The sequence below is a fragment of the Desulfonatronum sp. SC1 genome (genome assembly GCF_003046795.1).
Lineage (GTDB): Bacteria > Desulfobacterota > Desulfovibrionia > Desulfovibrionales > Desulfonatronaceae > Desulfonatronum.
This window is the reverse complement of record NZ_PZKN01000001.1, coordinates 183,811-206,572: the sequence shown is the minus strand read 5'-3', so window position 1 is coordinate 206,572 and position 22,762 is coordinate 183,811. Positions and strand designations below refer to the sequence as shown.

General features: G+C 60.6%; 23 protein-coding genes. 19 read left to right on the top strand and 4 right to left on the bottom strand.

Features of this window, described 5'->3' with window-relative positions:
- Nucleotides 1–35: 35 nt before the first annotated feature.
- From C6366_RS00960 to C6366_RS00875, 19 genes are all read left to right on the top strand, one after another.
- Complete coding sequence (locus C6366_RS00960) at nt 36–923, top strand: branched-chain amino acid ABC transporter permease (protein ID WP_028573253.1); 888 nt, start codon at nt 36–38, stop codon at nt 921–923.
- Between the two features lie 41 nt (nt 924–964).
- Nucleotides 965–2,011 carry a branched-chain amino acid ABC transporter permease gene (locus tag C6366_RS00955; protein ID WP_107735470.1) on the top strand — a complete coding sequence of 349 codons (1,047 nt, stop codon included), beginning with the start codon at nt 965–967 and terminating at the stop codon, nt 2,009–2,011.
- 35 nt (nt 2,012–2,046) lie between these two features.
- Nucleotides 2,047–3,207, top strand: a complete 1,161-nt coding sequence (locus tag C6366_RS00950) for an ABC transporter substrate-binding protein (protein WP_107735469.1) — start codon at nt 2,047–2,049, stop codon at nt 3,205–3,207.
- A gap of 82 nt (nt 3,208–3,289) precedes the next feature.
- The gene (locus C6366_RS00945) at nt 3,290–4,087 is read left to right on the top strand and encodes an ABC transporter ATP-binding protein (protein WP_107735468.1); all 798 of its coding nucleotides are present in this window, start codon (nt 3,290–3,292) and stop codon (nt 4,085–4,087) included.
- Between the two features lie 157 nt (nt 4,088–4,244).
- A complete protein-coding gene (locus C6366_RS20455) occupies nt 4,245–4,379 on the top strand; it encodes a hypothetical protein (RefSeq protein ID WP_255412070.1) in 135 nt (44 codons plus the stop codon).
- Complete coding sequence (locus C6366_RS00940; RefSeq protein WP_199221388.1) at nt 4,376–4,633, top strand: response regulator; 258 nt, start codon at nt 4,376–4,378, stop codon at nt 4,631–4,633. Before C6366_RS20455 ends, C6366_RS00940 begins: the two co-directional genes overlap by 4 nt.
- Complete coding sequence (locus tag C6366_RS00935) at nt 4,626–5,045, top strand: Hpt domain-containing protein (RefSeq protein ID WP_107735467.1); 420 nt, start codon at nt 4,626–4,628, stop codon at nt 5,043–5,045. Before C6366_RS00940 ends, C6366_RS00935 begins: the two co-directional genes overlap by 8 nt.
- Nucleotides 5,046–5,053: 8 nt before the next feature.
- Entirely contained in the window at nt 5,054–6,304 is a 1,251-nt protein-coding gene (locus tag C6366_RS00930) for a diguanylate cyclase (protein WP_255412069.1), read from the top strand.
- A 2-nt stretch (nt 6,305–6,306) separates the two neighbouring features.
- Nucleotides 6,307–6,516 (top strand): hypothetical protein, encoded by a 210-nt coding sequence (locus C6366_RS00925; protein ID WP_107735465.1) that lies wholly within the window; start codon nt 6,307–6,309, stop codon nt 6,514–6,516.
- A 144-nt stretch (nt 6,517–6,660) separates the two neighbouring features.
- A complete protein-coding gene (rfbB, locus tag C6366_RS00920; protein ID WP_107735464.1) occupies nt 6,661–7,713 on the top strand; it encodes a dTDP-glucose 4,6-dehydratase in 1,053 nt (350 codons plus the stop codon).
- Nucleotides 7,710–8,600 (top strand): dTDP-4-dehydrorhamnose reductase, encoded by an 891-nt coding sequence (gene rfbD, locus C6366_RS00915; RefSeq protein ID WP_233248348.1) that lies wholly within the window; start codon nt 7,710–7,712, stop codon nt 8,598–8,600. Before rfbB ends, rfbD begins: the two co-directional genes overlap by 4 nt.
- Before the next feature lie 180 nt (nt 8,601–8,780).
- Complete coding sequence (hrcA, locus tag C6366_RS00910; protein WP_107735463.1) at nt 8,781–9,812, top strand: heat-inducible transcriptional repressor HrcA; 1,032 nt, start codon at nt 8,781–8,783, stop codon at nt 9,810–9,812.
- 31 nt (nt 9,813–9,843) lie between these two features.
- Nucleotides 9,844–10,455: a nucleotide exchange factor GrpE gene (grpE, locus tag C6366_RS00905; RefSeq protein WP_107735462.1), complete on the top strand. Its 612-nt coding sequence runs from the start codon at nt 9,844–9,846 to the stop codon at nt 10,453–10,455.
- 84 nt (nt 10,456–10,539) lie between these two features.
- On the top strand, nt 10,540–12,471 hold the full coding sequence (dnaK, locus tag C6366_RS00900) for a molecular chaperone DnaK (RefSeq protein WP_107735461.1): 1,932 nt from the start codon (nt 10,540–10,542) through the stop codon (nt 12,469–12,471).
- 167 nt (nt 12,472–12,638) lie between these two features.
- Nucleotides 12,639–14,609 carry a penicillin-binding protein activator gene (locus C6366_RS00895; protein WP_107735460.1) on the top strand — a complete coding sequence of 657 codons (1,971 nt, stop codon included), beginning with the start codon at nt 12,639–12,641 and terminating at the stop codon, nt 14,607–14,609.
- Nucleotides 14,610–14,697: 88 nt separating this feature from the next.
- Nucleotides 14,698–14,985 carry an Asp-tRNA(Asn)/Glu-tRNA(Gln) amidotransferase subunit GatC gene (gatC, locus tag C6366_RS00890; RefSeq protein WP_107735459.1) on the top strand — a complete coding sequence of 96 codons (288 nt, stop codon included), beginning with the start codon at nt 14,698–14,700 and terminating at the stop codon, nt 14,983–14,985.
- 72 nt (nt 14,986–15,057) lie between these two features.
- Entirely contained in the window at nt 15,058–16,554 is a 1,497-nt protein-coding gene (gene gatA, locus C6366_RS00885; protein WP_107735458.1) for an Asp-tRNA(Asn)/Glu-tRNA(Gln) amidotransferase subunit GatA, read from the top strand.
- Nucleotides 16,551–17,612: a tRNA 2-thiouridine(34) synthase MnmA gene (gene mnmA / locus C6366_RS00880; RefSeq protein ID WP_107735457.1), complete on the top strand. Its 1,062-nt coding sequence runs from the start codon at nt 16,551–16,553 to the stop codon at nt 17,610–17,612. The genes gatA and mnmA overlap by 4 nt, the downstream gene beginning before the upstream one ends.
- Nucleotides 17,613–17,643: 31 nt before the next feature.
- The gene (locus C6366_RS00875) at nt 17,644–19,071 is read left to right on the top strand and encodes a MiaB/RimO family radical SAM methylthiotransferase (RefSeq protein WP_107735456.1); all 1,428 of its coding nucleotides are present in this window, start codon (nt 17,644–17,646) and stop codon (nt 19,069–19,071) included.
- A gap of 15 nt (nt 19,072–19,086) precedes the next feature.
- Here the strand turns inward: C6366_RS00875 and C6366_RS00870 are convergent, their stop codons facing one another.
- The 4 genes from C6366_RS00870 to prfA form a co-directional block, all read right to left on the bottom strand.
- Nucleotides 19,087–19,485: a pancreas/duodenum homeobox protein 1 gene (locus C6366_RS00870; RefSeq protein ID WP_107735455.1), complete on the bottom strand. Its 399-nt coding sequence runs from the start codon at nt 19,483–19,485 to the stop codon at nt 19,087–19,089.
- A gap of 212 nt (nt 19,486–19,697) precedes the next feature.
- Nucleotides 19,698–20,627 carry a UDP-3-O-acyl-N-acetylglucosamine deacetylase gene (gene lpxC, locus C6366_RS00865; RefSeq protein WP_107735558.1) on the bottom strand — a complete coding sequence of 310 codons (930 nt, stop codon included), beginning with the start codon at nt 20,625–20,627 and terminating at the stop codon, nt 19,698–19,700.
- A gap of 161 nt (nt 20,628–20,788) precedes the next feature.
- Nucleotides 20,789–21,658 carry a peptide chain release factor N(5)-glutamine methyltransferase gene (gene prmC, locus C6366_RS00860; RefSeq protein WP_107735454.1) on the bottom strand — a complete coding sequence of 290 codons (870 nt, stop codon included), beginning with the start codon at nt 21,656–21,658 and terminating at the stop codon, nt 20,789–20,791.
- Nucleotides 21,659–21,660: 2 nt separating this feature from the next.
- Nucleotides 21,661–22,737: a peptide chain release factor 1 gene (gene prfA, locus C6366_RS00855; RefSeq protein WP_107735453.1), complete on the bottom strand. Its 1,077-nt coding sequence runs from the start codon at nt 22,735–22,737 to the stop codon at nt 21,661–21,663.
- Between the last annotated feature and the right edge of the window lie 25 nt (nt 22,738–22,762).

Here is a 22,762-nt window from a genome sequence, read left to right as displayed (position 1 = left end):
CCCCTTGATCATAAACCCTTCAGCCTGAATCAATCATGGAATACTATCTTCAACTCTTCGTGAACGGCCTCGTGGTCGGGAGCATCTACAGTCTGGTGGCCCTGGGGTTCGTGATCATCTACAAGGCGACCAAGGTTGTGAATTTCGCCCAGGGCGAGATGGTCATGGTCGGGGCGTATATCTGCTTCGCCTTGACCGTGCAGATGGGCCTGCCGTTTCTGGTCTCCTTTCTGATGACCCTGGTCTTTTCCGTAATCCTCGGCCTGTGCATTGAGCGGGTGATTTTGCGCCCACTGATCGGCGAGCCGATCATCAGTGTGATCATGGTCACCGTGGGGCTGTCCACGGTGCTCAAGTCCCTGGTCCAGTTGTTCTGGGGCACCCAGATCCGGGTCTATCCGCCCATCCTGCCCACGGACCCGATCTGGATCGCCGGGGTGCCCGTGGCACCGGTGTACATCGCGGCCTTCGTCCTCTCCGCCCTGCTGTTCGCCGTGTTCTCGCTGTTCTTCAAGTATTCCCGGACCGGCATCGCCATGCGGGCCACGGCCATGGATCAGCAAGCGGCCCAGTCCATGGGCATCGGCGTGAAGAACATCTTCGCCCTGTCCTGGTGCATCGCAGCGGTGGTGTCCAGCATCGGCGGAATCATCCTGGGCAACATCAACGGAATCAACGCCCAACTGGGCCACCTGGGGCTGAAGGTCTTTCCCGCTGTCATCCTCGGCGGACTGGACAGTCTGTTGGGCGCGGCCCTGGGCGGACTGATCATCGGCGTGCTGGAAAACGTGGCCGACGGCTTCATGCAGCAGGTCTTCAGCCTCCCCGGCTTCAAGGAGGTCGCCGCCTACGTGGTCCTGGTGATCATCCTGATGTTGCGGCCGTATGGTCTCTTCGGCACCCATGAGATCGAGCGGGTCTAACCCCATGAACATTTTAGACATCTTTTTCAAGCAGGTCGGCCATGCGCGGTAAATGCGGACTCTTCCACACCTCCTACGCCTCGGAAACCCGGTTCTTCCAGACCGGATTCCAGAAACTGAGCCTGGGCGTTTTCCTGGCTCTGCTGCTCTGCTCCCCGTTTTTCCTGAGCAACTATCAGGTCTCGATGCTGAACATGATCAACATCGCGGTGATCGGGGCCGTGGCCTTGAATCTGCTCACCGGATGCTGCGGCCAGATATCCCTGGGTCACGGGGCGTTCATCGGCGTGGGGGCGTACACCACGGGCATCTGCACCCTGGCCGGATGGCCGTTTTTCGCCGCCTTGCTCTTCGGCGGGCTGGTTACGGCCGTGGTGGGCATGCTCTTCGGCATCCCTTCCCTGCGCCTGAAAGGCATCTACCTGGCCATCGCCACCCTGGCCGCCCAGTTGATTCTGAGCTACGTCTTCCTGCACTGGGAATCGGTCACCGGCGGTTCCATCGGCATGGGGCTGGACGCGCCGGTGATCCTGGGCATGTCCCTGGATAACGACGCCAAGATGTTCTACCTGACCTTCGGCGTGGCCGCGGCCAGCGTCCTGCTGGTGGCCAACATCCTGCGCACCCGCCACGGCCGGGCCTTCGTGGCCATCCGGGACTTTCACCAGTCCGCGGAATCCGTGGGCGTGAACCTCTTTGCCTACAAGCTGCAAGCCTTCGCGGTCAGCTCCTTCCTGGCCGGAATCGCCGGGGGGCTGTGGGCGCACTACACCATGTACATCACCCCGGAGCAGTTCGACATCATGCTCTCCATCCAGTACCTGGCCATGATCATCATCGGCGGACTGGGCAGCGTGCTGGGCAGCATCTTCGGTGCGGTCTTCGTGACCCTGCTTCCGGAATTTCTGGGCACCCTGGCCCAGTGGGCCGGTTCGTTCTTCCCGAACATCAGCATGTACTTCCTGGCCCTGCGCGAGGGCATCTTCGGCCTGATCCTGGTCCTGTTCCTTATCTTCGAGCCCGAAGGCCTTGCCCATCGCTGGCGGCTGATCAAAGCCTACTGGAAGCTGTATCCGTTCGCGCATTAGCAGTTTTTTTTCACATATTCCAAGGAGGGATGGCAATGAGACGCGGTTTTTTCACACTGGCGGTGGCCATGATCCTGTTCACGTCGTCACCGGGTCTGGCCCAGATCAAGATCGGCGTGCTGTCCGACCTGAGCGGCCCCACGTCCGACGTAGGCCGGCCATATGCCGACGGTATTCGGCATTGCGCCGAATACCTGAACAAGCAGGGCGGCATAGCCGGGCAGAAGGTCGAATTGCTCCAAGTGGACTACGCCTACAACGTCCAACAGGCCATCGCGGCCTACAACCGCTTCAAGGGCCAGGGCATCGTGGCCCTGCAGGGATGGGGTACCGCGGACACGGAAGCCCTGGTTCGATTCGTGGCCCGGGATGAAATCCCGACCTATTCGGCTTCCTATTCCGCGCACTTGACCGATCCCAAAACCGCGCCCTACAACTTCTTCATCGCCGCGGACTATTCCACCCAGGCCCGAGCCGCCCTGCAGTACTTCCATGACAACTGGACCGAAGACCGCCCCATCAAGCTCGGCCTGCTCTACCCCAACCACCCTTATGGCCTGGCGCCCATTCCGGCCATCAAGGCCTTTGCCCAGGATCTGGGCTTCGAGCTGGTAGGCGAAGACAACGTCGGCCTAGGGGATATGGACGCCACCAGCCAATTGCTGCGCATGCAGCGCCTAGCCCCGGACTACGTCTGGGTGGGCGGGACCATCTCCTCCACCGCGGTGATTCTCAAGGACGCCCAGAAGATCGGCATGCAGGCCAAATTCATCACCAACATCTGGGGCAGTGACGAACAGCTTCTGAAGCTGGCCGGACCGGCGGTCAATGGGCACTATGGTCTGCATACCTCCGTGGTCTACGGCGCGGACGTGCCGGGCATGAAGGTCATCGAGGAACTCACCGGCGGCCGTCCGCAGAATATCCACTACATTCGCGGCTTCGCCTCCATGTACACCATGGCCGAGGCCATCCGCGTCGCGACGGAGCAGGGCGCGATCACCGGACCGGCCATCCGAGACGCCTCCCGGACCCTGCGCGACTTCGATCCCATGGGCCTGACCCCGCCGATCAGCTTTTTCGAGGACGATCACCGACCGAACATGACCGTGTACCTCTACCAACTCTTTGAAGATCGCATGGAGTTGGTGGCCGAGCAGGAACTTGAGCGTCGTCCGGAGTGGTTCGGGCATTAAAAATCTCCGTGGGGGCGGCTCACAAAACCGCCCCCACGCCACATGGCACGTTCGCCAAAACATGAACTCTGACCCCACCGCCATGGACCTGCTTAAAATCGAAAATCTTGAAGTCGTGTACAACGACGTCATTCTGGTACTCAAAGGGCTTTCCCTGAAGGTCCGCCAGGGCCGGATTACGGCCCTGCTAGGCCCCAACGGCGCGGGCAAATCCACCACCCTCAAGGCCGTATCCGGGTTGATCCGCACCGAGGACGGCGAGATCACCGAAGGCGCGGTCATCTATCAGGACCGGCCTATTCACAAGACCTTGCCCGAAAAGATCGTGCGCGAGGGCATCTTCCAGGTCATGGAGGGGCGCCGCGTCTTCGAGGATTTGAGCGTTGAGGAGAACCTCCGTTGCGGCGGTTTCACCCGCCCGACTTCGGAATACCCCGAGTCCTTGAAACGGGTCTACGAATACTTCCCCCGCCTTCAGGAACGCCGCAAGCAGCTTGCCGGCTATCTTTCCGGCGGTGAACAGCAGATGCTGGCCATTGGCCGAGCCCTGATGGCCAAGCCGAAACTGCTTTTACTTGACGAGCCATCCCTGGGGCTGGCCCCGTTGCTGGTGGAGGAAATTTTCACCATCGTCCAGCGGGTCAACCAAGAGGAAGGCGTGACCATCCTCCTGGTGGAGCAGAACGCACGGGCCGCCCTGAGCATCGCCCAACACGGCTACATTCTGGAAAACGGCCGCATCGTCATGGATGGTTCTTCGGAGTCCCTGTTGAACAATCCGGATGTTCAAGAATTCTACCTCGGCCTGGGCCATGGCGGTGAAAAACGCAGCTACCGGGACGTCAAGCACTACCGTCGGCGCAAACGCTGGCTGGGCTAGTCGTTACACTTCCACAAGAGAACTATCGGCTAGGCTTTACATTCCGTCATGGACATAAAGCGGCATTCTACGTAGGTGTGACGATAGTTGCGGCCAGTGTTGAAATAGTGATAGACGACTTTCGTCATTCTGACTCTTGATCTCTCCCGGACACACCATGAGCAGGCTCCAGAACATTCTCTACGAGGAAAACGAACCGGACACCCAGGCCGTGGCTCAGGTAGCCTTGGAAATGGTCGGTGGATTTACCTTGATGGTTTGCTCCTTTGGCCGGAAGCTCTGGCGATCGTGAAAGCGTTCGTTCCGGACCTGATCCTGCTGGACGTGATGATGCCGGACATGGACGGCCCGACCACCATGCGCGAACTCAGAAAAATACCCGATCTGGCGAACACCCCCGTGGTTTTCTTGACCGCAAAGGTCCAGCCGCAAGAGTTTTCCGCATACCTGGCTCTTGGGGCGCAAGGGGTGATCGCCAAGCCCTTTGATCCCATGAAGCTGGCCGACGAGGTTCACGCGGTCTGGGAGCACATGCGCAATGGCTGAAGATAAGTCCGCAGCCATCCTGTCCGAATTACGGGCCTTGCACGAAACGTATCGCCAGCGCCTAGCCAGCGACATTCCCGAGTTGCAGAACTTGGCCGACGCTTTGGCCTCAAGTTCCGAACCGGCACCGCTTCTGGAAGACCTGAAGCACGCCTTGCATAGAATGGCCGGCTCCGCCGGAACCTTTGGCTTTCCTGAATTGGGCGCGGCGGCCAGAAATCTGGAAATCCGCATCCAGGAATGGATGCACCCTTCTGGAACGACGATGCCGACTTCGCAAGATCTGCTCGATCTTCAACACGAAGTGCATGCCCTGCGCGGCCAGATTCCGAAACATCCCCCGAGACGTCGCCGACCCGCGGTATCGACGTTCATGCAATTCATCCCTCGAGAGTCAACGGCGAAATCGTAATCTGCCTGGTGGAGGACGAAGAGCCTTTGGCCCGAGAACTGATACGTTTATTCGGACACTTCGGTTACGTGCTCCATCGCTACACCCTGCTAAACGAGGCGGCCCAGGCTATCCGCTACCGCAAGCCGGACGTTTTGATTCTGGACGTGGCCTTTCACGCCAACGGCCTGAACACCATCGAGCACATGGTCCTTACCCCGGAATTTAAGGATCTGGAGCGGCCAATCATTTTTCTCTCCGACCGGGACACCTTTGAAGTGCGAGTCCAGGCCGCGCGCATCGGTGCGGAAGGCTTCTTCACCAAGCCCGTGGACGTCCCCAAGCTCATCGACCGAGTCGAACAGGCCATTCGCCGCAAACAGGACATCCCGCATCGCCTGTTGATCGTGGACGATGACGAGGAATTGGCCAAGCACTATGCCCTGGTCCTGAGAGCGGCCGGGATGGAAGCCCGCACCATGAGCGATCCGCGACGCATCCTGGACGTCATGGATGAATTTCAGCCGGAACTGATCCTCATGGACGTGGCCATGCCCGGCTATACCGGAATGGATTTGGCACGGGTCATCCGAATGCACGAAGAGTGGCTCAGCATTCCGATCATTTACCTTTCCGCGGAAACGAACAAGGATCGGCAGCTTTCAGCCTTGAGCAGCGGAGGTGACGATTTTCTGACCAAGCCCATTTCGGACCGCCATCTGACCGTGGCGGTCTCAATCCGGGCTGCACGGATGCGCCAGATCACGGAACTGATGGTCAAGGACAGCCTGACCGGGCTGCTCAAGCACTCCCGGATCAAGGAACAGATAGCTCTGGAGTTTGCCCGAGCCCAACGTGACGGGACGTGTCTGTGCGTGGCCATGCTGGACATCGACCACTTCAAAAAAGTCAACGACAGCTACGGCCACGTGGTGGGCGATCAGGTGATCAAGGCTCTGGCCCATCTCCTGAAACAGCGGCTACGCAAGACCGATGGCATCGGCCGGTACGGCGGCGAGGAGTTTGCCGCGGTTCTCCCTCGATGCGAACCCGAGGCGGCTCGGGAGCTGCTGAACGACATCCGCGAACGCTTCAAGAAAATCCGATTTACCGCGGAGGACGAATTTTTTACCGTGACCCTGAGCGCTGGAGCGGTCATGGCCGATGCGTTTCCCGACGCCTCGGCCATGCTCGTGGCAGCGGACGAGGCCCTGTACGACGCCAAACGCAGCGGTCGGGACCGTGTTCGACTCGGCCATTCCATGTTCAAGGATGGCTGACCATGAATAAGACCAATGTTCTGCTCCAGCATATGCGGCAGACGTTCCTGAACGAAATGGGGGAGCGTTGCGACCGCCTGGATCAAAAGGCCCTTCAACTGGGAAAGCCTTCGAACGTGGCAATCGACAAGGTTTTGCCCCGGGGCAAGCAACTGACGGTCGAGGTGCTCCAAACACTGACAGGCCTGACCGTCTCCCAATCGGAGATTTGACCTCCCCCAGGGCCAAGGCTACAAGATTGCGCCTCTGTCCCGGCGAAGCAATTCTCTCTCGCCAATCGATCACCAAACTCACCCTTTACAATACATCCGGGCACATTGAGAATCTTCGTGCCCGCATATTCAAGAGGATCACGCATGCAACGCCGCCTCACCCGCATTCTGGTCACCGGAGGATGCGGATTCATCGCCTCCAACTTTATTCTGTCCCTGCTGAAGCGCCGCAAGGATCTGCTCGTCGTCAACCTGGACAAGCTGACCTACGCCGGAAACAGGATGAACCTGCTGTCCCTGGAGCGAAGCCGGGAACAGGGCCAAGGTCCGGACTCGCGGTATGTTTTCGTCCACGGAGACATCGCCGATCCGGAACTGGTTCCCCGCCTGTTGACCGAACACCGCATCCAGGCCGTGCTCAATTTCGCGGCGGAGTCCCATGTGGACCGATCCATCCACGATTCCTCGCCTTTCATCACCACGAACATCCAGGGCACGCACAATCTGCTGGAGGCCTCCCGCAAGGCGGAGATCGAGCTCTTCCTGCAGGTTTCCACGGATGAGGTCTACGGAACCCTCGGCCTCGAAGGCCAATTCACCGAGGAAACGCCCCTGGCACCCAACAGCCCCTACTCCGCGTCCAAAGCCTCCGCGGACCTGCTGGTCAGGGCCTATCACGAAACCTACGGCCTGCCCACGGTGATCACCCGCTGCTCCAACAACTACGGCCCGTTCCAGTTCCCGGAGAAGCTGATCCCCCTGATGATCACCCTGGCCTGGGAGGACAAGCCCCTGCCTGTTTACGGCGACGGGGCCAACGTCCGGGACTGGATTCACGTCCTGGACCATTGCCGCGGCGTGGAACTGGCCATGGACCAGGGCCGTCCCGGAGCAGTCTACAATTTCGGCGGCGACGCCGAGCGCACCAACATCCAGGTAGTCACGGCCATTCTGGACCTGCTGGGCAAGCCCCACTCCCTGATTCGCTACGTCCAAGACCGCCCCGGCCACGACCGGCGCTACGCCATGGACTTCACCCTGGCCGCCCGTGAGCTGGGATTCGCCCCGTCCGTCACCTTTGAACAGGGGCTTCAGGAAACCATCCAGTGGTACGAGGGCAACCGGGAATGGCTGCGCCGGGTCCAGGACGGCAGCTACCGTGATTTCATGGACGCCTGGTACGGAGAGCGGCGATGACCGCCCAAAACGATACCGCCGCGCACCAGACACCGCGAACCGTCATGGTCCTGGGCGGCAAAACCGGCCTCTTGGGCCAGTCCCTCTGCGCCGCCCTGACCAATGCGGGCTGGACCGTGCTGCCCGTGGGCCGAGATGACGTGGATCTTTTCGACACGGACCAAATCGCCGTATTTCTGGACCGCCACGAGCCGGACGCGGTCTGCAACACCGTGGCCTATACCCAGGTGGATCTGGCCGAGGTCGAGCCGGATCTGGCCATGCGAGTGAACAAGCTTTTGCCAGCCAAACTCGGGCGCTTGGCCAAACAGCGCGGAATCCACCTGGTGCATTACAGCACGGATTTCGTCTTCGACGGCCAAGGCTGCGAGCCGTACCGGCCTGAGGATTCCGTCAATCCGCTCTGCGTCTACGGCAAGACCAAGCTGGCCGGGGAGAATGCGCTTCGGGAACTGGCCCTGGACAAATTGAGCATCCTCCGCACGGCTTGGCTTTTCGGACCGGGACGGACCAATTTCGTGGCCAAAATTCTCTCCCTGGCCTCCCAGCGCACTTCCTTGAACGTGGTGCATGACCAGATCGGCTCTCCGACCTACACCCCGGACCTGGCTGAATATTCCGTTGCACTGCTTAACGCCGGGGGGACCGGAATATTTCATCTCGTGAACGGCGGCTGCGCCTCCTGGTGCGAGCTGGCCGCTTCCGCTGTTCAGGCCATAGGTTTGCAATGCGACGTTCACCCCATCACCTCGGACCATTATCCGCAAAAAGCCCGCCGCCCCGCCTATTCCGTTCTGAACACCGAATCCTTCACCGCGCTTACGGGCATCAAGCCCAGGCCCTGGCTGCACGGGCTACGGGAGTACGTGTTCCACCACCTGGGCTGACGTTCGGTCGCGAAACGCCCGCACCGGGCCATCTACTTCGAAATCGATACCGGTCCGGATAGCGCCCGAGGATCGAGAACAACTCTGCCCTGCGTCAACTCCCCCTTCCTTGACAGAACCTTTTGGCATATTTATGGGGACTAGCACTCTCTCGTATCGAGTGCTAGACAGGATACCACCATGGAACTTCAGCCACGTGAAATCGGCGTCTTGACGACGCTTATCGAGGATTACATCCAGACAGCCGCGCCCGTGGGATCCCGGACCATAGCCAAGAAGTCCAATTTGAATCTCAGCCCGGCCAGCATCCGCAACATCATGGCCGACCTGACTGACAAGGGTTACCTGGAGCAACCGCATACCTCAGCAGGGCGTATTCCCTCGGCGCAAGGCTTTCGTTTTTATGTGGACACGCTGCTGAAGTACCACCCGCTCTCCCCGGAGCAACGGAACCGGCTTACCGAGCACATTGGCGACTCCCGTCTGGACGTCACCGAACTGCTGCGCAACGCTTCCCGGCTGTTATCAGCCTACACCCGCCAGGTGAGCATGGTCCTGGCACCCAAGGCTTCGAACATCGGCTTCAAGCACATCGACTTCGTCTTGCTCAAACCCGGTCTCGCCATGGCCATTCTGGTGGTGGAGGGCGGCATCGTCCAGAATAAAATCCTCTCCGTGGATCCGGAGTTGGGCACGGACGATCTGACCACGTACAGCAATTATCTGAATCAATTGTTTCAAGGCCGGACCCTGGCCCAGGTCCGAGCCAAGCTGCTCCAGGAAATGGACGCGGTCCAGCGTGAATACCAGGCCATGAGCCAGCAGGCCCTGGTCCTGGCCCAGCAGGTGTTCACCGGGGGAAGTGAGCGGGAGGTCTATGTCGAAGGCACGGTCAACTTCTTCACCCATCCGGAGTTCGCCAACCCGGCCAAGCTTCAGGAATTGCTGCGCATGCTGGAGGAACGTACCAGGCTGCTGGAACTGCTGGACAAGGTGGCCAAACCCGACGGCATATCCATCATCTTCGGGCGCGAAGAGAACCAGGAAGGCTTGCAGGAATTCACGCTGATTTCATCACCCTACCTGGGACAGGACGACCCCCTGGGAGTGGTGGGCATCATCGGCCCGATCCGCATGGATTACGCCAAGGTCGTCCCGCTGGTGGAGTTCACGGCCCAGGTAATCAGCCAGCTCTTGAGAAATCGCTTTTAATAATGATGGGAAGATTCGCAAGGAGGAACGCATGTCCCAGAAAAATAATCCTTACGCCGAGGCGGCAAACAAGACGGACCATACCGTGGGCGTAAACATTGATATTGAGGATGTCGCGCACGAGCCTGGGGAAAACGAAACATCGGAGCTGATCGACGAGGAACAGTTGATCCGGCTCTGCGAGGGAAAAGTCTGTCCCAACTGCCGCCTCTTGGCCCAGGTTCAGGATGAAAAGCTGCGCATGGCCGCGGACACCGAAAACCTGAAAAAACGCTTACAGCGAGAAAAAGACGATTTTTGCAAATTCGCCACGGAATCCGTGCTGGAGGACCTGCTTCCGGTGCTGGACAACCTGGACCTGGCCCTGGAACACGGCGGCAAGACCGGCACGGGGAAGGAACTGCTCAGCGGTGTAGAAATGACCCGCAAACTGTTTCTGGATATTCTCGCCCGCCACGAGTTGGAGCCCTTGGGGCTGGCCGGGGAGGATTTCGACCCTGCTTGGCACGAAGCCTTGGCTCAACAGTCGCATCCGGACTTTGGGCCCGGCAAGGTCTGCCAAGTGGTTCAAAAAGGCTATCGCCTCAAGGGTCGGCTGCTGCGTCCGGCCAAGGTGCTGGTCAGCATGGAATGCGCCGGATAATTATTTTCACCCGCCCCTTTACAAGCGGACAATCAACCTTAACTTGATCAAAAATATCCATTATGTTCAGGAGGAATCAAAAACATGGGAAAAATCATCGGTATCGATCTGGGGACGACGAATAGCTGCGTCTATGTGATGGAAGGCAAGGAGCCCAAGTGCATCACTAACCCCGAAGGCGGGCGAACCACTCCGTCCATCGTGGCCTTCACCGACAAGGAGCGGCTGGTCGGTGAGATCGCCAAGCGCCAAGCCGTCACCAACCCGGAAAAGACCGTATTCGCCATCAAGCGACTGATGGGTCGGCGTTTCGACGCCAAGGAAATCACATCCTGGAAGGATAGCTGCCCATACAAGATCGTCGAGGGGAGCAACGGCGATTGCTACGTTGACATCAACGGCAAAAAGTACAGCGCCCCGGAAATTTCCGCGATGATCCTGCAGAAGCTGAAGTCCGACGCGGAAGCCTATCTGGGAGAAACCGTGACCGAGGCCGTGATCACCGTGCCGGCGTACTTCAACGACAGCCAGCGGCAGTCCACCAAGGACGCCGGGCGGATCGCCGGACTGGAGGTCAAGCGGATCATCAACGAGCCCACCGCGGCCTCACTGGCCTACGGCTTTGACAAGAAAAAGAACGAAAAGGTGGCCGTGTTCGACCTGGGCGGCGGAACCTTCGACATTTCCATCCTGGAAGTCGGCGACAACGTTGTTGAAGTCCGGGCCACCAACGGCGACACCTTCCTGGGCGGCGAAGACTTCGACCACCGAGTCATCGATTACCTCGTCAGTGAGTTCAAGCGGGACAACGGCATCGACCTGTCCAAGGACCGCATGGCCCTGCAGCGGCTCAAGGAAGCCGGGGAAAAGGCAAAAAAAGAACTCTCCACCTCCATGGAGACGGAAATCAACCTACCCTTCATCACCGCAGACCAAAACGGCCCCAAGCACCTGCTGATCAAGCTCTCCCGCGCCAAACTGGACAAGTTGGTGGAAGACTTGGTGGACCGAACCATCGAACCCTGCAAAAAAGCGTTGGCCGATGCCGGCTTGAAGACCTCGGACATCGACGAAGTAATCCTGGTCGGCGGGATGACCCGCATGCCCCTGGTGCAGAAAAAAGTCCAGGACTTCTTCGGCCGCGAACCGCACAAGGGCGTAAATCCGGACGAAGTCGTGGCCATGGGCGCGGCCATTCAGGGCGGGATACTGGCCGGGGACGTCAAGGACGTCTTGCTTTTGGACGTCACCCCACTGTCTTTGGGCATCGAAACCTTGGGAGGGGTCTGCACCAAGCTCATCGAGCGCAACACCACCATCCCGACCCGCAAGAGCCAGGTCTTCACCACCGCCGCGGACAACCAACCCTCGGTATCCATCCACGTGCTCCAGGGCGAAAGGCCCATGGCCGGGGACAACAAAACCCTGGGCCGTTTTGAGCTGACCGGCATCCCGCCCGCTCCCCGGGGCATGCCCCAGGTGGAGGTGGCCTTTGACATCGACGCCAACGGCATCGTCAATGTCTCGGCCAAAGACCTGGGCACGGGCAAGGAGCAGTCCATCCGGATCACCGCTTCCAGCGGCCTGTCCGAGGACGAAATCCAGAACCTGGTCAAGGACGCCGAGACCCACGCTGACGAGGACAAGAAGAAACAGCAGCTCATCGAAGCCCGCAACCACGCCGACTCTCTGATCTACGCCACGGAAAAATCCATCAACGACCTGGGCGACAAGTTGGATTCCGTGCTACGCGGCGAGATCGAAACTAAGATCGAAAATCTAAAGAAGCTCATGGAAGGCGATGACGAGGCTGAAGTCCGCCGGGCTTCCGAAGAGTTGGCCCAGGCATCCCACAAGCTGGCCGAACAACTCTACGCCCAGAAGAGCGGCGGAGAACAGGGCGGCCAAGCCGGTCCCCAGTCTGGACCGCAACCAGGCGATCAGCAGGGAGGCCCGCAGGGCGGTCCGAAGAAGGACGACGACGTCGTGGACGCGGATTACACCGAGGTCAAGTAGAGACCACGCGGGATGCCGTCGCCTTGACAGGCTGTTTGCCGTATCCCTATACCTCAAGCCTGACCCGCGTTAACGCGGGTCAGGCTTTTTTTGCTCGCGACGCCCGCTGTCTCATCTCGTCCATTAATTGCCACGATGCTCCAGAGTCTCCACTTCAAGGCGGTTGCATGGTTCACCAACTTGCTCTACGCGAAATCCTGATCCTTCTCCTGCTCATCCCGGTCTTTTTCGCCGGTGGCTGCGTCGAGAAGAAACGCCTGCCCCCCGTTCCCCCGCCACCCACGGAAGAAACCGTCCAGGGGCTGCTTCTGCAAGCCGACGCGGCATGGCAGGCCAGGGATTACCGGCGCAGTCGACAACTTTACGACGTCCTGGTGTCCGAGCCGCTGGATCACCGCCAACTGGACCTGGCTTGGGAGCGGCTGTCCATCAGTTCCCTACAGACCCAGGACTACGTCCGCGCCCAGGACGCCCTGATCCGCTGGGCCCTGCTGGACCCGAAACTGCGCCTGGAGTGGTTCTGGCATGAGTACCGAGTCCTGGCCCTGCTGGGTCAGGGCAAGGAGGATCAGGCCGAGGACTATCTGCTTCAAATCCTGCGGCAGCCGGAATCCCCGTGGTCCCTGCGGTCCTCCGCCGGGGTCCGACTCTCGGAAATGTATCGCCAGCACCGGGACTACGACCCCTTGCCCCCCCTCTTCGTCGACCTGCACGCCGCTGCCCCGGATGCCCAGGCCAAGGCCGAACTGGAACGGGTCGTGGTCCAGATCGTCAGGGAAATCCCGGATGCGTCGCTCCAACGGTTTGTGGAGCGAGTCCCATCCGCGGAGACGGCCGTCTTTCCCAACTCCGTATTCGCCTGGGAACAGCGCCGTCGCGAAGCCCGACAACTTCCGGGAGAATGGCCTGAGACCTGGGCGGCCATGCAGCGCCTCCTGCAGCAAGGTGAGTGGGCCGATTCCCGGCCTTTTGTCGAGGACCTCGACGAACTGCAGGAGCACTTCGGAACGCCCGGTATCTGCATCGGCCTTGTTCTGCCCTTGGACGGCCCCCTGGCCGAAACCGGTTGGAAGGTTGTCCGAGGAGCAGAAGCCGGACGCGACGCGCTTGAGAAGAACGGCTATCCGGTGCGCTTGGAGATCGCCAACGCCCAGGACTCGGACATCCAGGGAACCCTGACGGCCATGGCCCCGGAATGCCGAGTCGTCGGCGGCCCGATCCAGCGCGAAGCCTGGGACCGGCTGCATGGGGCGAATATTTCTTCCCAGCGCCATTTTTTCACCTTTCTGCCCACCATGGGCGAGGCCGAGGAGGGCCGAAATGCCTGGCGGTTCTTCGCCGGCCCGCAAGACCAGATCCACGCCCTGGCTGACCTGGCCTTGCGGCAACTGGACATTTCCGGCTTAGCCGTGCTTTTTCCCCAAGATCGCTTCGGCGAGCACTTGGGAGAGATGTTCACCCGGGAAGTGATCAGCATGGGCGGACAAATCACCGGACACCAAAGCTATCAACCCGGCCGACACGAAAAATGGGGCGAGGCCGTGGCCTCGCTGCTGGGCGTCCCGGCCCAGCAGCGCCGTGGGCGCCAGGAAAGGGCTGTATTGCCCAGGCCGCCGTTCCAGGCCGTGTTCATTCCGGACAACCTGAGCGACGCCGAAGTGCTCCTGCCACAGTTCTTCTACTACGACGAGCCGCGCCTGCTGATCCTGGGTCCGGAACTCTGGAGCCAAGCCTGGTTGCAGCGGCCTCGGCATACGGAACTCCAATATTTTCGCCTGGCCGCGATGCCCGGCGCTTGGTGGCCGGACAATCCAGCGCCCGCGGCCCGCTCCCTGACCGAGGTCATGCAAGCCACCGGTCAAGACCCGGACTTCTGGATAGCCCTGGGTTACGACTTCGTCCGCTTCGCCGCCCGCATCAGCCAAGCGGCCCAGACCAGCGCCCCGAACCGCTTGAACACCTATTTGGCCGCCGTCACGGACTTCGACTGGAGCATGGCCCCCCTCTCCTGGAACGACCAAGGCCAAGCCCGTCAAGACCTCTTCCTGTTCCAACCCACGAGCCAAGGACTGAACCTGGTCGATCCCATGGTTCTGCGCAACCAGCTTGACCGGGTCAGGGAACGGTACGCGCGATGATGGCCGTGCGATACTGTGCGAAATCAAGGACATGTTCCTCTGGATGGAATCACGGATAGAGTTAAAGCAGTACGAACAAGGAGAATGCATGAGCATTAGTGTTGATGAAGTGGCCAAAGTGGCCGGGTTGGCCAAGCTAAACCTGAAGCCGAAGAAGGTGGAACAATTCGCGGCTCAATTCAATAATATTCTCGGTTATATGCAGAAGCTCAACGAACTGGACACCTCCGGGGTGGAGCCGCTGTATTCGCCGGTGACCCACGAAACGATGTTCCGGGAAGACGAGGTCCGCATGGAGTACAGCCGGGAGGAACTCCTGGGCAACGCCCCGGAAACCGACGGCAGCTACTTTATCGTCCCCCGGATCATCGGTTGATTCGCGCCGTCTTAGCGTGTCGCGCCTCTTTCTCCTCACCACCGATCAAAATACATCATTGAAGGACATTGCATGTCTGAACCGTATTTGTACACCATGACCGAGATTCGCCGTCGATTGGCTGGCGGCGAAGTCCGTGTCGAGGACGTGGTCCGGTCTTGCCTGGCCCGGATGGACGCCCTGGAGCCCTCCATCCGGGCCTTCCTCACCCGGGCCGACGAAGAGGCCCTGAGCCAGGCACGGGAAATGGACCACGTCGGCCCCACGCCGGACAGCCTGGCAACCAAGCCCCTGTGGGGCGTCCCTCTGGCCCTCAAGGACGTGCTGACCACCCGCGGAATGCGAACCACCTGCGGTTCGCGAATGCTGGCCGATTTCACGCCCTGCTTCGACGCCGAGGCCGTGACCCGGCTGCGCGAGGCCGGAGCCGTGATCCTGGGCAAGGTGAACATGGACGAATTCGCCATGGGCTCGTCCACGGAAAACTCCGCCTTTCATCCCACGGCCAACCCCTGGAAGCTGGACGCCGTCCCTGGCGGTTCCAGCGGCGGTTCGGCCGCGGCCGTGGCCGCGCGGATGGGCTTCGCGGCCCTGGGCACGGACACCGGCGGCTCCATCCGTCAGCCCGCTGCCTTTTGCGGTGTGGTCGGGCTCAAACCCAGCTACGGACGGGTCTCCCGCTACGGCCTGGTGGCCTACGCCTCATCCCTGGACCAGATAGGCCCCATGACCCTGACCGTGGAGGATGCTGCCCTGCTGCTGCGGGTCATCGCCGGTCACGATCCCAAGGACTCCACCTGCGCCAACCTGCCCGTGCCGGACTACCCTGCCCTGTTGGCCGAGCGGCCCGACCTTTCCGGCCTACGCATCGGCATGCCCAAGGAATTCTGGGGCGAGGACGGCCTGGAGCCGGATGTGGCTGAGCGCTGCAAGCAGGCCATGACCTTGGCCGAGGAGTTGGGCGCGACCTGCGTGCCGGTCGCCCTGCCCCACACCCCCTATGCCGTGGCCGCCTACTACATCGTGGCTTCGGCTGAGGCCAGCTCAAACCTGGCCCGCTTCGACGGGGTGCGCTACGGCTACCGGGATAAGGAAACCCGCGACCTGATCGACATGTACCGCAACTCCCGCAGCAAGGGCTTCGGCGAAGAGGTCCAGCGCCGGATCATGCTCGGCACCTACGTGCTCTCCTCGGGCTACTATGACGCCTACTACAAGAAGGCCGCCCAGGTCCGCCGCCTGATCCAGCGGGACTTCCTGGAAGCCTTTGAGCAGTGCGACGTGATCTGCGGCCCGGTCACGCCCACCACGGCCTTCGGCCTGGGCGAGAAGGCCGCGGACCCGCTGCAGATGTACCTGAGCGATATCTTCACCATTTCCCTGAATTTAGCCGGACTCCCCGGCCTGAGCCTGCCCGTTGGTTTGGGTGAGCGGAGCGGTCTGCCCGTGGGGTTGCAGATTCTGGGACCGGCCTTCCGGGAAGACCTACTGCTCCAGGTCGGCCATGTCCTGGAACAGCGCCTGCCCCGACTGCCCCTACCCGCCGGGATCGCCCGAAAGGCCCCGTGACCGTCGCCGTCGCCGTTAGCGGGGGCCGGGACAGCCTGATGGCTCTGGCTCTGCTCCGGCGGCCGGAGCGCGACCTTGTCGCGGTCCACGCCCAACTGGCCGATGCGACCCCGCCCGAGGTCCTGGACGGCCTGCGAGAGAACTGCCGCGTCCTGGATGTCCCGTTCCAGGTTCTGGATCTGCGCTCCCGCTTCGAGGAGCTGGTGATCGCGCCCTATGTCCAGAGCTACCTGGAAGGCCGCACGCCTAACCCTTGCGTCTGGTGCAACGCCCGGATCAAGTTCGGTCTGCTCCTGGACGCAGTGCGCGAACAGGGGGCGCGAACCCTGGCCACCGGTCATTACGCCCGTCTGATCCACACGGGCCACGGCCCGGCCCTCTGGAGGGGCGCGGACCCAGCTAAGGATCAAAGTTACTTCCTGGCCCTGCTCACACCGGCCCAGTTGGCCCGGGCCGTCTTCCCCCTGGCCGACCGCCGCAAGCAGGACGTGCTTCCGGAACTGGAGCGCTTGGGCCTCGCGCCGCCCCTGCCCGGCGAAAGTCAGGAGGTCTGCTTCATTCCGGACGATTATCGGGATTTCCTGGCCCGACGACTTACGGATCGGCTGCTTGCGGACTTTGCCCCGCCCGGCTCCATCGTGCTGGAAGACGAACGAACCGTTGGGGAACACAAGGGCCTTTGGCGATACACCATCGGCCAGCGCAAGGGCCTGGACGTGGCCTGGAGTGAACCTCTCTACGTGCTGCGCAAGGACGTAACCGCCAATCGCCTGGTGGTAGGCGAAAGGACCCGGCTGCTCAGCAACGCCTGCCGCCTGAAGTCCATCAACTTCCTCGTCCCGCCAACCGCATGGCCCCAGGACCTCCGCCTGCAAACCCGCTACCGCCAACGCCCCGAATCGGCCCGCTTGGCATCGCCCCAGGAAACACACTCATCTCCCTCCGAAACACTCACCCTGACCTATCCCAAAACCTGCGAACCCACCGCCCCAGGTCAGATCGGCGTGATCTACTCCGACGAGGGCCAAGTACTGGCCGGCGGCGTGATCAGTTCCTGAACCTTTGCCTTTTTTAAAGAATATCCGAATCATGCGTTTCCACCTGACCACCTTCGGCTGCAAGGTCAATCAATACGAGTCCCAGGTCATTCTGGAGCACTGGGTCGGCCAAGGCCATGTTCCGGTCGACGAGGCCGCTCAGGCCGAGGTCATTCTGATCCATTCCTGCGCCGTGACCGCCAAGGCCGTGGCCGAGCTGCGCAAGGCCGCGACGGCCCTGCGTCGGACCGCGCCCGGGGCCGGGATCATGATCACCGGGTGCGCGGCCCAAACCTTTGGTGCGGAATTGCGCGGCCTTTCCGGGGTAATCGGGGTTTTCGGAACTCGGGATCGGGGGCGGCTTCTGGGAGGGCCGGACGTGCTGGTGGAACAGTCCGTGGATGCGTTGCTTCCAGGTTCGACGGCCGGCGGGGACATGCTGGCCGGCGTTTCGGACTTCCGGCGTGCCCGAGCCCAGGTTAAGGTCCAGGACGGCTGTTCCCACGGCTGCACCTACTGCATCGTGCCTCTGGCCAGAGGGCCGGGGCATAGCCGGGAGCCGGGGGAGGTGATCGAAGAAGTCCGGCGTCTGCTCGCGGCTGGATTTCGGGAAATCAGCCTGATCGGCGTCAATTTGCGGCTTTACGGCCGGGACTTGGAGCCTCGGTGTGATTTCTGGGATCTTGTTCAGACCTTGGAGCTAACCTTCGCGCCGGACTGGAGCCGGCGAGCCCGGCTGCGGCTCAGCTCTTTGGACCCGGCCATGCTCGGAACCAAGGCCCTAGACGTGATTTCCGGGTCGCGCCTGCTCTGCCCGCACCTGCACCTTTCCCTGCAAAGCGCGAGTCCGGCGGTCTTGAAGGCCATGGGCCGGAGCCATTACCAGCCCGAGACCATCCTGGAGTTCTGCGACCGACTAGAGCGTCGGTTGGGCCTCTACGGCCTGGGCGCGGACCTGCTCACCGGCTTCCCCGGCGAGGAGGACGCCCATTTCCGGGAAACTCTGGAGTTCTGTGCCGCATTGCCCCTGACTTACGCGCATGTATTCCCCTTCTCCCCTCGGCCCGGAACCCCGGCGGCGGATCGCGCGGACCAGGTGCCGGAAGAGGTTCGCCGGGAACGAGCCCGCCAATTGCGCGCCCAGACAGGCATCAAGCACCGAGCCTTTCTCCGCGCTCTGGCCGAGCGGCGCGACACGGTGACCATGGTGGTGGAAGGAACCGCCCCGTACCGGGGCAAATGCGAATACTACGTGCCTTGCAGACTGATCCGCCAGCCGGAAGGAAGCAAGGGAAAAACGAACAAAGACGCCGCTCGGAAAGACGGCGAAACGACGTTTGGAACAATGCACGCCCTTCCTCGGACTCGGGAACTGATTCGTGTCCGCCCCCTTGGCGCGGTGCTCAAGGGTCGGGACTGGGGCCTGGAGTGCGTCCCGACGGATGAGCCGAGCGACCGAGAATCAGGGAATGAGAACTGAGCGTGAATGCGGCGGTTATTCCGGCAGGATCGTAATAGGCAGGGGAACGACGTGCAGATCCTGACGGCGGGGTTCGGTCTGGTCCAGGCTCCATTGCAGGCGGGAGGCGGGCAGGTCCAGGGCAGCCGCGATGTCCGCGACGAGACCGGTCATGTTGATAACCGGATGGCGGGTGAAGACCTTGGGCAGCCCGTAGGTCAGGTTGCAGGCCAGACATTTACCCGGCCGCTGGACCAGTTGAAACTGAAAGTTCAAGCGGCCAGCCGCGACGCCGTCAAAGGCCAGCTTGACGTCGAAAGCCGCTTCGTCGGCATCGCCGTAAAGGGCCTCGAAAAAATCCGTGCTTCGTTGCGCCGGGAAAATCCCCTCCAGCCGTTCCGGTGAAAAAATACCTCGGATGTGATGGAAGTCCATAAAACTACTAACCCTATGGTTACATATTTCGCCGCTGAACCGGCATGGAGATCGCCGGGCTCGCCATACGCCCAGCGTCGGTGCTGACCAAACCGAGATATTGCCAAGTTCGGATCAGACGTGTCAACAGTCGCGCAAAATCCCATAAAAAAAGCCCCGTTCGAAATCGAACGGGGCGAAACGCCGCTGACGCGACGCAAGGAGGGACGGGTTTAGTTCCACGCCTGGGAGGTCACGGGAACCTCGGACAGCGAGGGCAGAACGACCTCGGCGGGCATGGGCTGTTCGCCGCAGACGTCCACTTCCAGATAATCGGCCTGATGTTCCACGATGTATCTGGCAAAGGCGTTATTCAGAGCATGGCCGGAGCAATACACTTCGAAATCGCCGGTCATGGGCATCCCGAGGACGAAAAGGTCTCCGATGAAATCCAACACCTTGTGCCGAACGAATTCATCAGGGTAACGTAGCCCTTCCGGATTGATCACGCCGTATTCATCCAGCACCACCGCGTTGTCCAGGGAACCGCCCAAGGCCAATCCGTTACGCCGCAAATATTCGACCTCGCGCATGAACCCGAAAGTCCTGGCTTTGGCCACATGCCGGGTGAAGGTTTCGGGGTTGCACTCCACGAAAAACTTCTGGGTCCCGACCATGGGGTGGTTGAAGTTGATGGTATAATCAACGGTCAGCCGCTTCGAGGGGCGCGCCTTGATCCATTTGCCGTCCTGTTGAAATTCAATGGGCTTCTTCAGGGTCAGCAGCCTTCGGGGTTTGTTCTGCCGCCGGAAACCGGCGGCGCGGAGCAAGAAAATAAAAGAAGCCGAACTGCCGTCCATGATCGGGACTTCGTCTCCCTCCACTTCCACGAACAAATTATCGATTTCCAAGCCGCGGACAGCGGCCAAAAGATGTTCCACTGTGGCGAGTCGCTGGCCGCCAAACCCGAGAGTCGTGGCCATGGTCGTCTCCACCACGGCATCGGCGGACGGCCTGTGGAAGCGAACCCCGTCATCGCCGTGCAAGGCGAAGACGATCCCGGTATCCTCGGCAGCCGGGCGTAATACAAGGCGGACCTTGCGCCCCTTGTGCAGGCCGATGCCTGAACACTGGATGGATTTTTTGATTGTTTTTTGACAGATCATGCACACTCCTTCTGCGTCACGACCATGCAATGAACATACCGCGCCCAAAAAAACAGTTACACCCTAAAATACCTAGCTTTAATTCTCGACCGCCTTTCAGAATTCGTTGCTTTCGCAACTAATGGCGTTTTTTTTTCACAACACTGAAACCACAAACGTCACCATCGCAACCGGGCCTGGACAAAACGCTCATGACCCGCCAGATCTTTATGAACCTCGATGTCCGTCCACCGAGGCGACATATGCTGGATTTGATCGCAAAGGCTCGTCGCCTGGTTCGTCCCGACCTCCAGAAGCACGAAGCCACCGTTGATCAAGACTTCCTGAGCGTCCCGCAGCAGGGGAGCAAACAGTTCATCACCTTCCAATCCGCCGAAAAGGGCGAGGCGAGGCTCAAAGGCGACGACTTCCCGGCTCAGGCTTTTTGCCTCTTTCTCCCCGATATACGGCAGATTGGACACGATCAGGTCCAGGCTGCAAGCTTTTACGTGCCGCAACAAGTCTCCCGTTGTCAGTAAGCAGCGCTGATCCACGCCGTGTTGCCGCAAATTCCCGGTCGCGACGTTCAGTGCGCCAGAAGAAATATCCGTCGCCACGGCCCGAGCTTGGGGAAAAAGTTTGAGCAGAGTTACGCAAAGTGCTCCGCTGCCGGTACCGACGTCGGCAAAACAAAAAAAATGCTCCCGGTCAAACAGCTTCAGTGCGAGCTCCACGCCTAACTCGGTATCCGGACGAGGGATCAGCACTTCGGGAGAGACATGAAAGTCCAGCCCGTAGAACTCGCGTCGTTCCAGGATATAGGCCATCGGCTCGCCGGTTCCCCGCCGTTTCAGGAGCGGACGAATTCGAGCCAGCTCCGGCTCGCTCAGGGGCTTGTCAAGATCCAAAAACAGATCGAGTCGATTCAGCCCTAAGGCATGGGCGACTACAAGCTCCGCGCTTAGACGAGGGGAGTCTACTTGCTTCGTGGTAAGAAACTGGGTGCTTTTGGCGAGGATTTCACGCAGGATGGGCCGCGTCGGCGACATGATCAATATCCGTCGTCGGATTCGGCTTTCAAGGCTTCGGTCTGATAGTGCTGGACCAGGGCGTTCACCAATTCGTCCATTTCCCCTTCCAGGATGGATTCAAGGCGATACAGGGTGAGATTGATGCGATGGTCCGTGATCCGACCCTGAGGAAAATTGTAGGTTCGAATCCGCTCGGAACGGTCACCGCTACCGACCTGATTCTTTCTGTTCTGATCGTAGGAAGCTTTTTGTTCGTCCTGCTTGGCCTTGAGCAGACGGGAGCGGAGGACTTTCATGGCCTTGGCCCGGTTCTTGTGCTGCGACTTTTCGTCCTGACAAATGACCACCAGCCCCGTGGGGATGTGGGTCACACGCACGGCGGAGTCCGTGGTGTTCACGCTCTGTCCACCGGGGCCGGAAGAGCGATACACATCCACGCGCACGTCACCCGGATCGATGTGCACATCCACTTCCTCAGCCTCGGGCAAAATGGCCACGGTCACGGCGGAAGTATGGATCCGCCCCTGGGATTCCGTGGCTGGGACACGCTGGACTCGATGCACCCCGGACTCGTGCTTGAGTCGGCTGTAGACCTTGTCTCCGGAGATGGAGGCGATGACTTCCTTGAACCCGCCGGTGCCGCTCTCGCTGGATTGGATCAATTCCGTTCGCAGTCCGACTCGCTCCGCGTAGCGCATGTACATTCGGAAGAGATCCGAGGCGAAAAGAGCCGCCTCTTCACCGCCGGTTCCGGCTCGGATTTCCAGAATCACGTTCCGGTCGTCCAGAGGATCTTTTGGAAGCAGAAGAATCTGCAATCGGAGCCGCAACGTCTCCAACTGCTCCTCCAATTGTGTCCCCTCGGCCCGAGCCATTTCACGGATCTCCGGGTCCGAATCGCTGAACATTTCCTTGTTGGAATGAGCATCGGCAGAAAGACGTGTGAATTCTCGATAGACGGAAACGATCTCGCCCAGCTCGGAATGCCGCTTAGTCAGTTGCCGATAGCGGTCCTGATCGTTGAAGACCTCTGCGGAACTGAGTTCACGTTCCAACTCTTGATATTTTTCCTGCAAGCTTTCGAGCTTGGCGAACATGGCGAATCAGTCCATCTTGGAAATA

Excerpts from the sequence above, each read along its gene's own strand:
- C6366_RS00960 (WP_028573253.1), top strand. The coding sequence starts at position 36 with ATGGAATACTATCTTCAACTCTTCGTGAACGGCCTCGTGGTCGGGAGC.
- C6366_RS00955 (WP_107735470.1), top strand. The coding sequence starts at position 965 with ATGCGCGGTAAATGCGGACTCTTCCACACCTCCTACGCCTCGGAAACC.
- C6366_RS00950 (WP_107735469.1), top strand. The coding sequence starts at position 2,047 with ATGAGACGCGGTTTTTTCACACTGGCGGTGGCCATGATCCTGTTCACG.
- C6366_RS00945 (WP_107735468.1), top strand. The coding sequence starts at position 3,290 with ATGGACCTGCTTAAAATCGAAAATCTTGAAGTCGTGTACAACGACGTC.
- C6366_RS20455 (WP_255412070.1), top strand. The coding sequence starts at position 4,245 with ATGAGCAGGCTCCAGAACATTCTCTACGAGGAAAACGAACCGGACACC.
- C6366_RS00935 (WP_107735467.1), top strand. The coding sequence starts at position 4,626 with ATGGCTGAAGATAAGTCCGCAGCCATCCTGTCCGAATTACGGGCCTTG.
- C6366_RS00925 (WP_107735465.1), top strand. The coding sequence starts at position 6,307 with ATGAATAAGACCAATGTTCTGCTCCAGCATATGCGGCAGACGTTCCTG.
- rfbB (WP_107735464.1), top strand. The coding sequence starts at position 6,661 with ATGCAACGCCGCCTCACCCGCATTCTGGTCACCGGAGGATGCGGATTC.
- rfbD (WP_233248348.1), top strand. The coding sequence starts at position 7,710 with ATGACCGCCCAAAACGATACCGCCGCGCACCAGACACCGCGAACCGTC.
- hrcA (WP_107735463.1), top strand. The coding sequence starts at position 8,781 with ATGGAACTTCAGCCACGTGAAATCGGCGTCTTGACGACGCTTATCGAG.
- grpE (WP_107735462.1), top strand. The coding sequence starts at position 9,844 with ATGTCCCAGAAAAATAATCCTTACGCCGAGGCGGCAAACAAGACGGAC.
- dnaK (WP_107735461.1), top strand. The coding sequence starts at position 10,540 with ATGGGAAAAATCATCGGTATCGATCTGGGGACGACGAATAGCTGCGTC.
- C6366_RS00895 (WP_107735460.1), top strand. The coding sequence starts at position 12,639 with ATGGTTCACCAACTTGCTCTACGCGAAATCCTGATCCTTCTCCTGCTC.
- gatC (WP_107735459.1), top strand. The coding sequence starts at position 14,698 with ATGAGCATTAGTGTTGATGAAGTGGCCAAAGTGGCCGGGTTGGCCAAG.
- gatA (WP_107735458.1), top strand. The coding sequence starts at position 15,058 with ATGTCTGAACCGTATTTGTACACCATGACCGAGATTCGCCGTCGATTG.
- C6366_RS00875 (WP_107735456.1), top strand. The coding sequence starts at position 17,644 with ATGCGTTTCCACCTGACCACCTTCGGCTGCAAGGTCAATCAATACGAG.
- C6366_RS00870 (WP_107735455.1), bottom strand. The coding sequence starts at position 19,485 with ATGGACTTCCATCACATCCGAGGTATTTTTTCACCGGAACGGCTGGAG.
- prmC (WP_107735454.1), bottom strand. The coding sequence starts at position 21,658 with ATGTCGCCGACGCGGCCCATCCTGCGTGAAATCCTCGCCAAAAGCACC.
- prfA (WP_107735453.1), bottom strand. The coding sequence starts at position 22,737 with ATGTTCGCCAAGCTCGAAAGCTTGCAGGAAAAATATCAAGAGTTGGAA.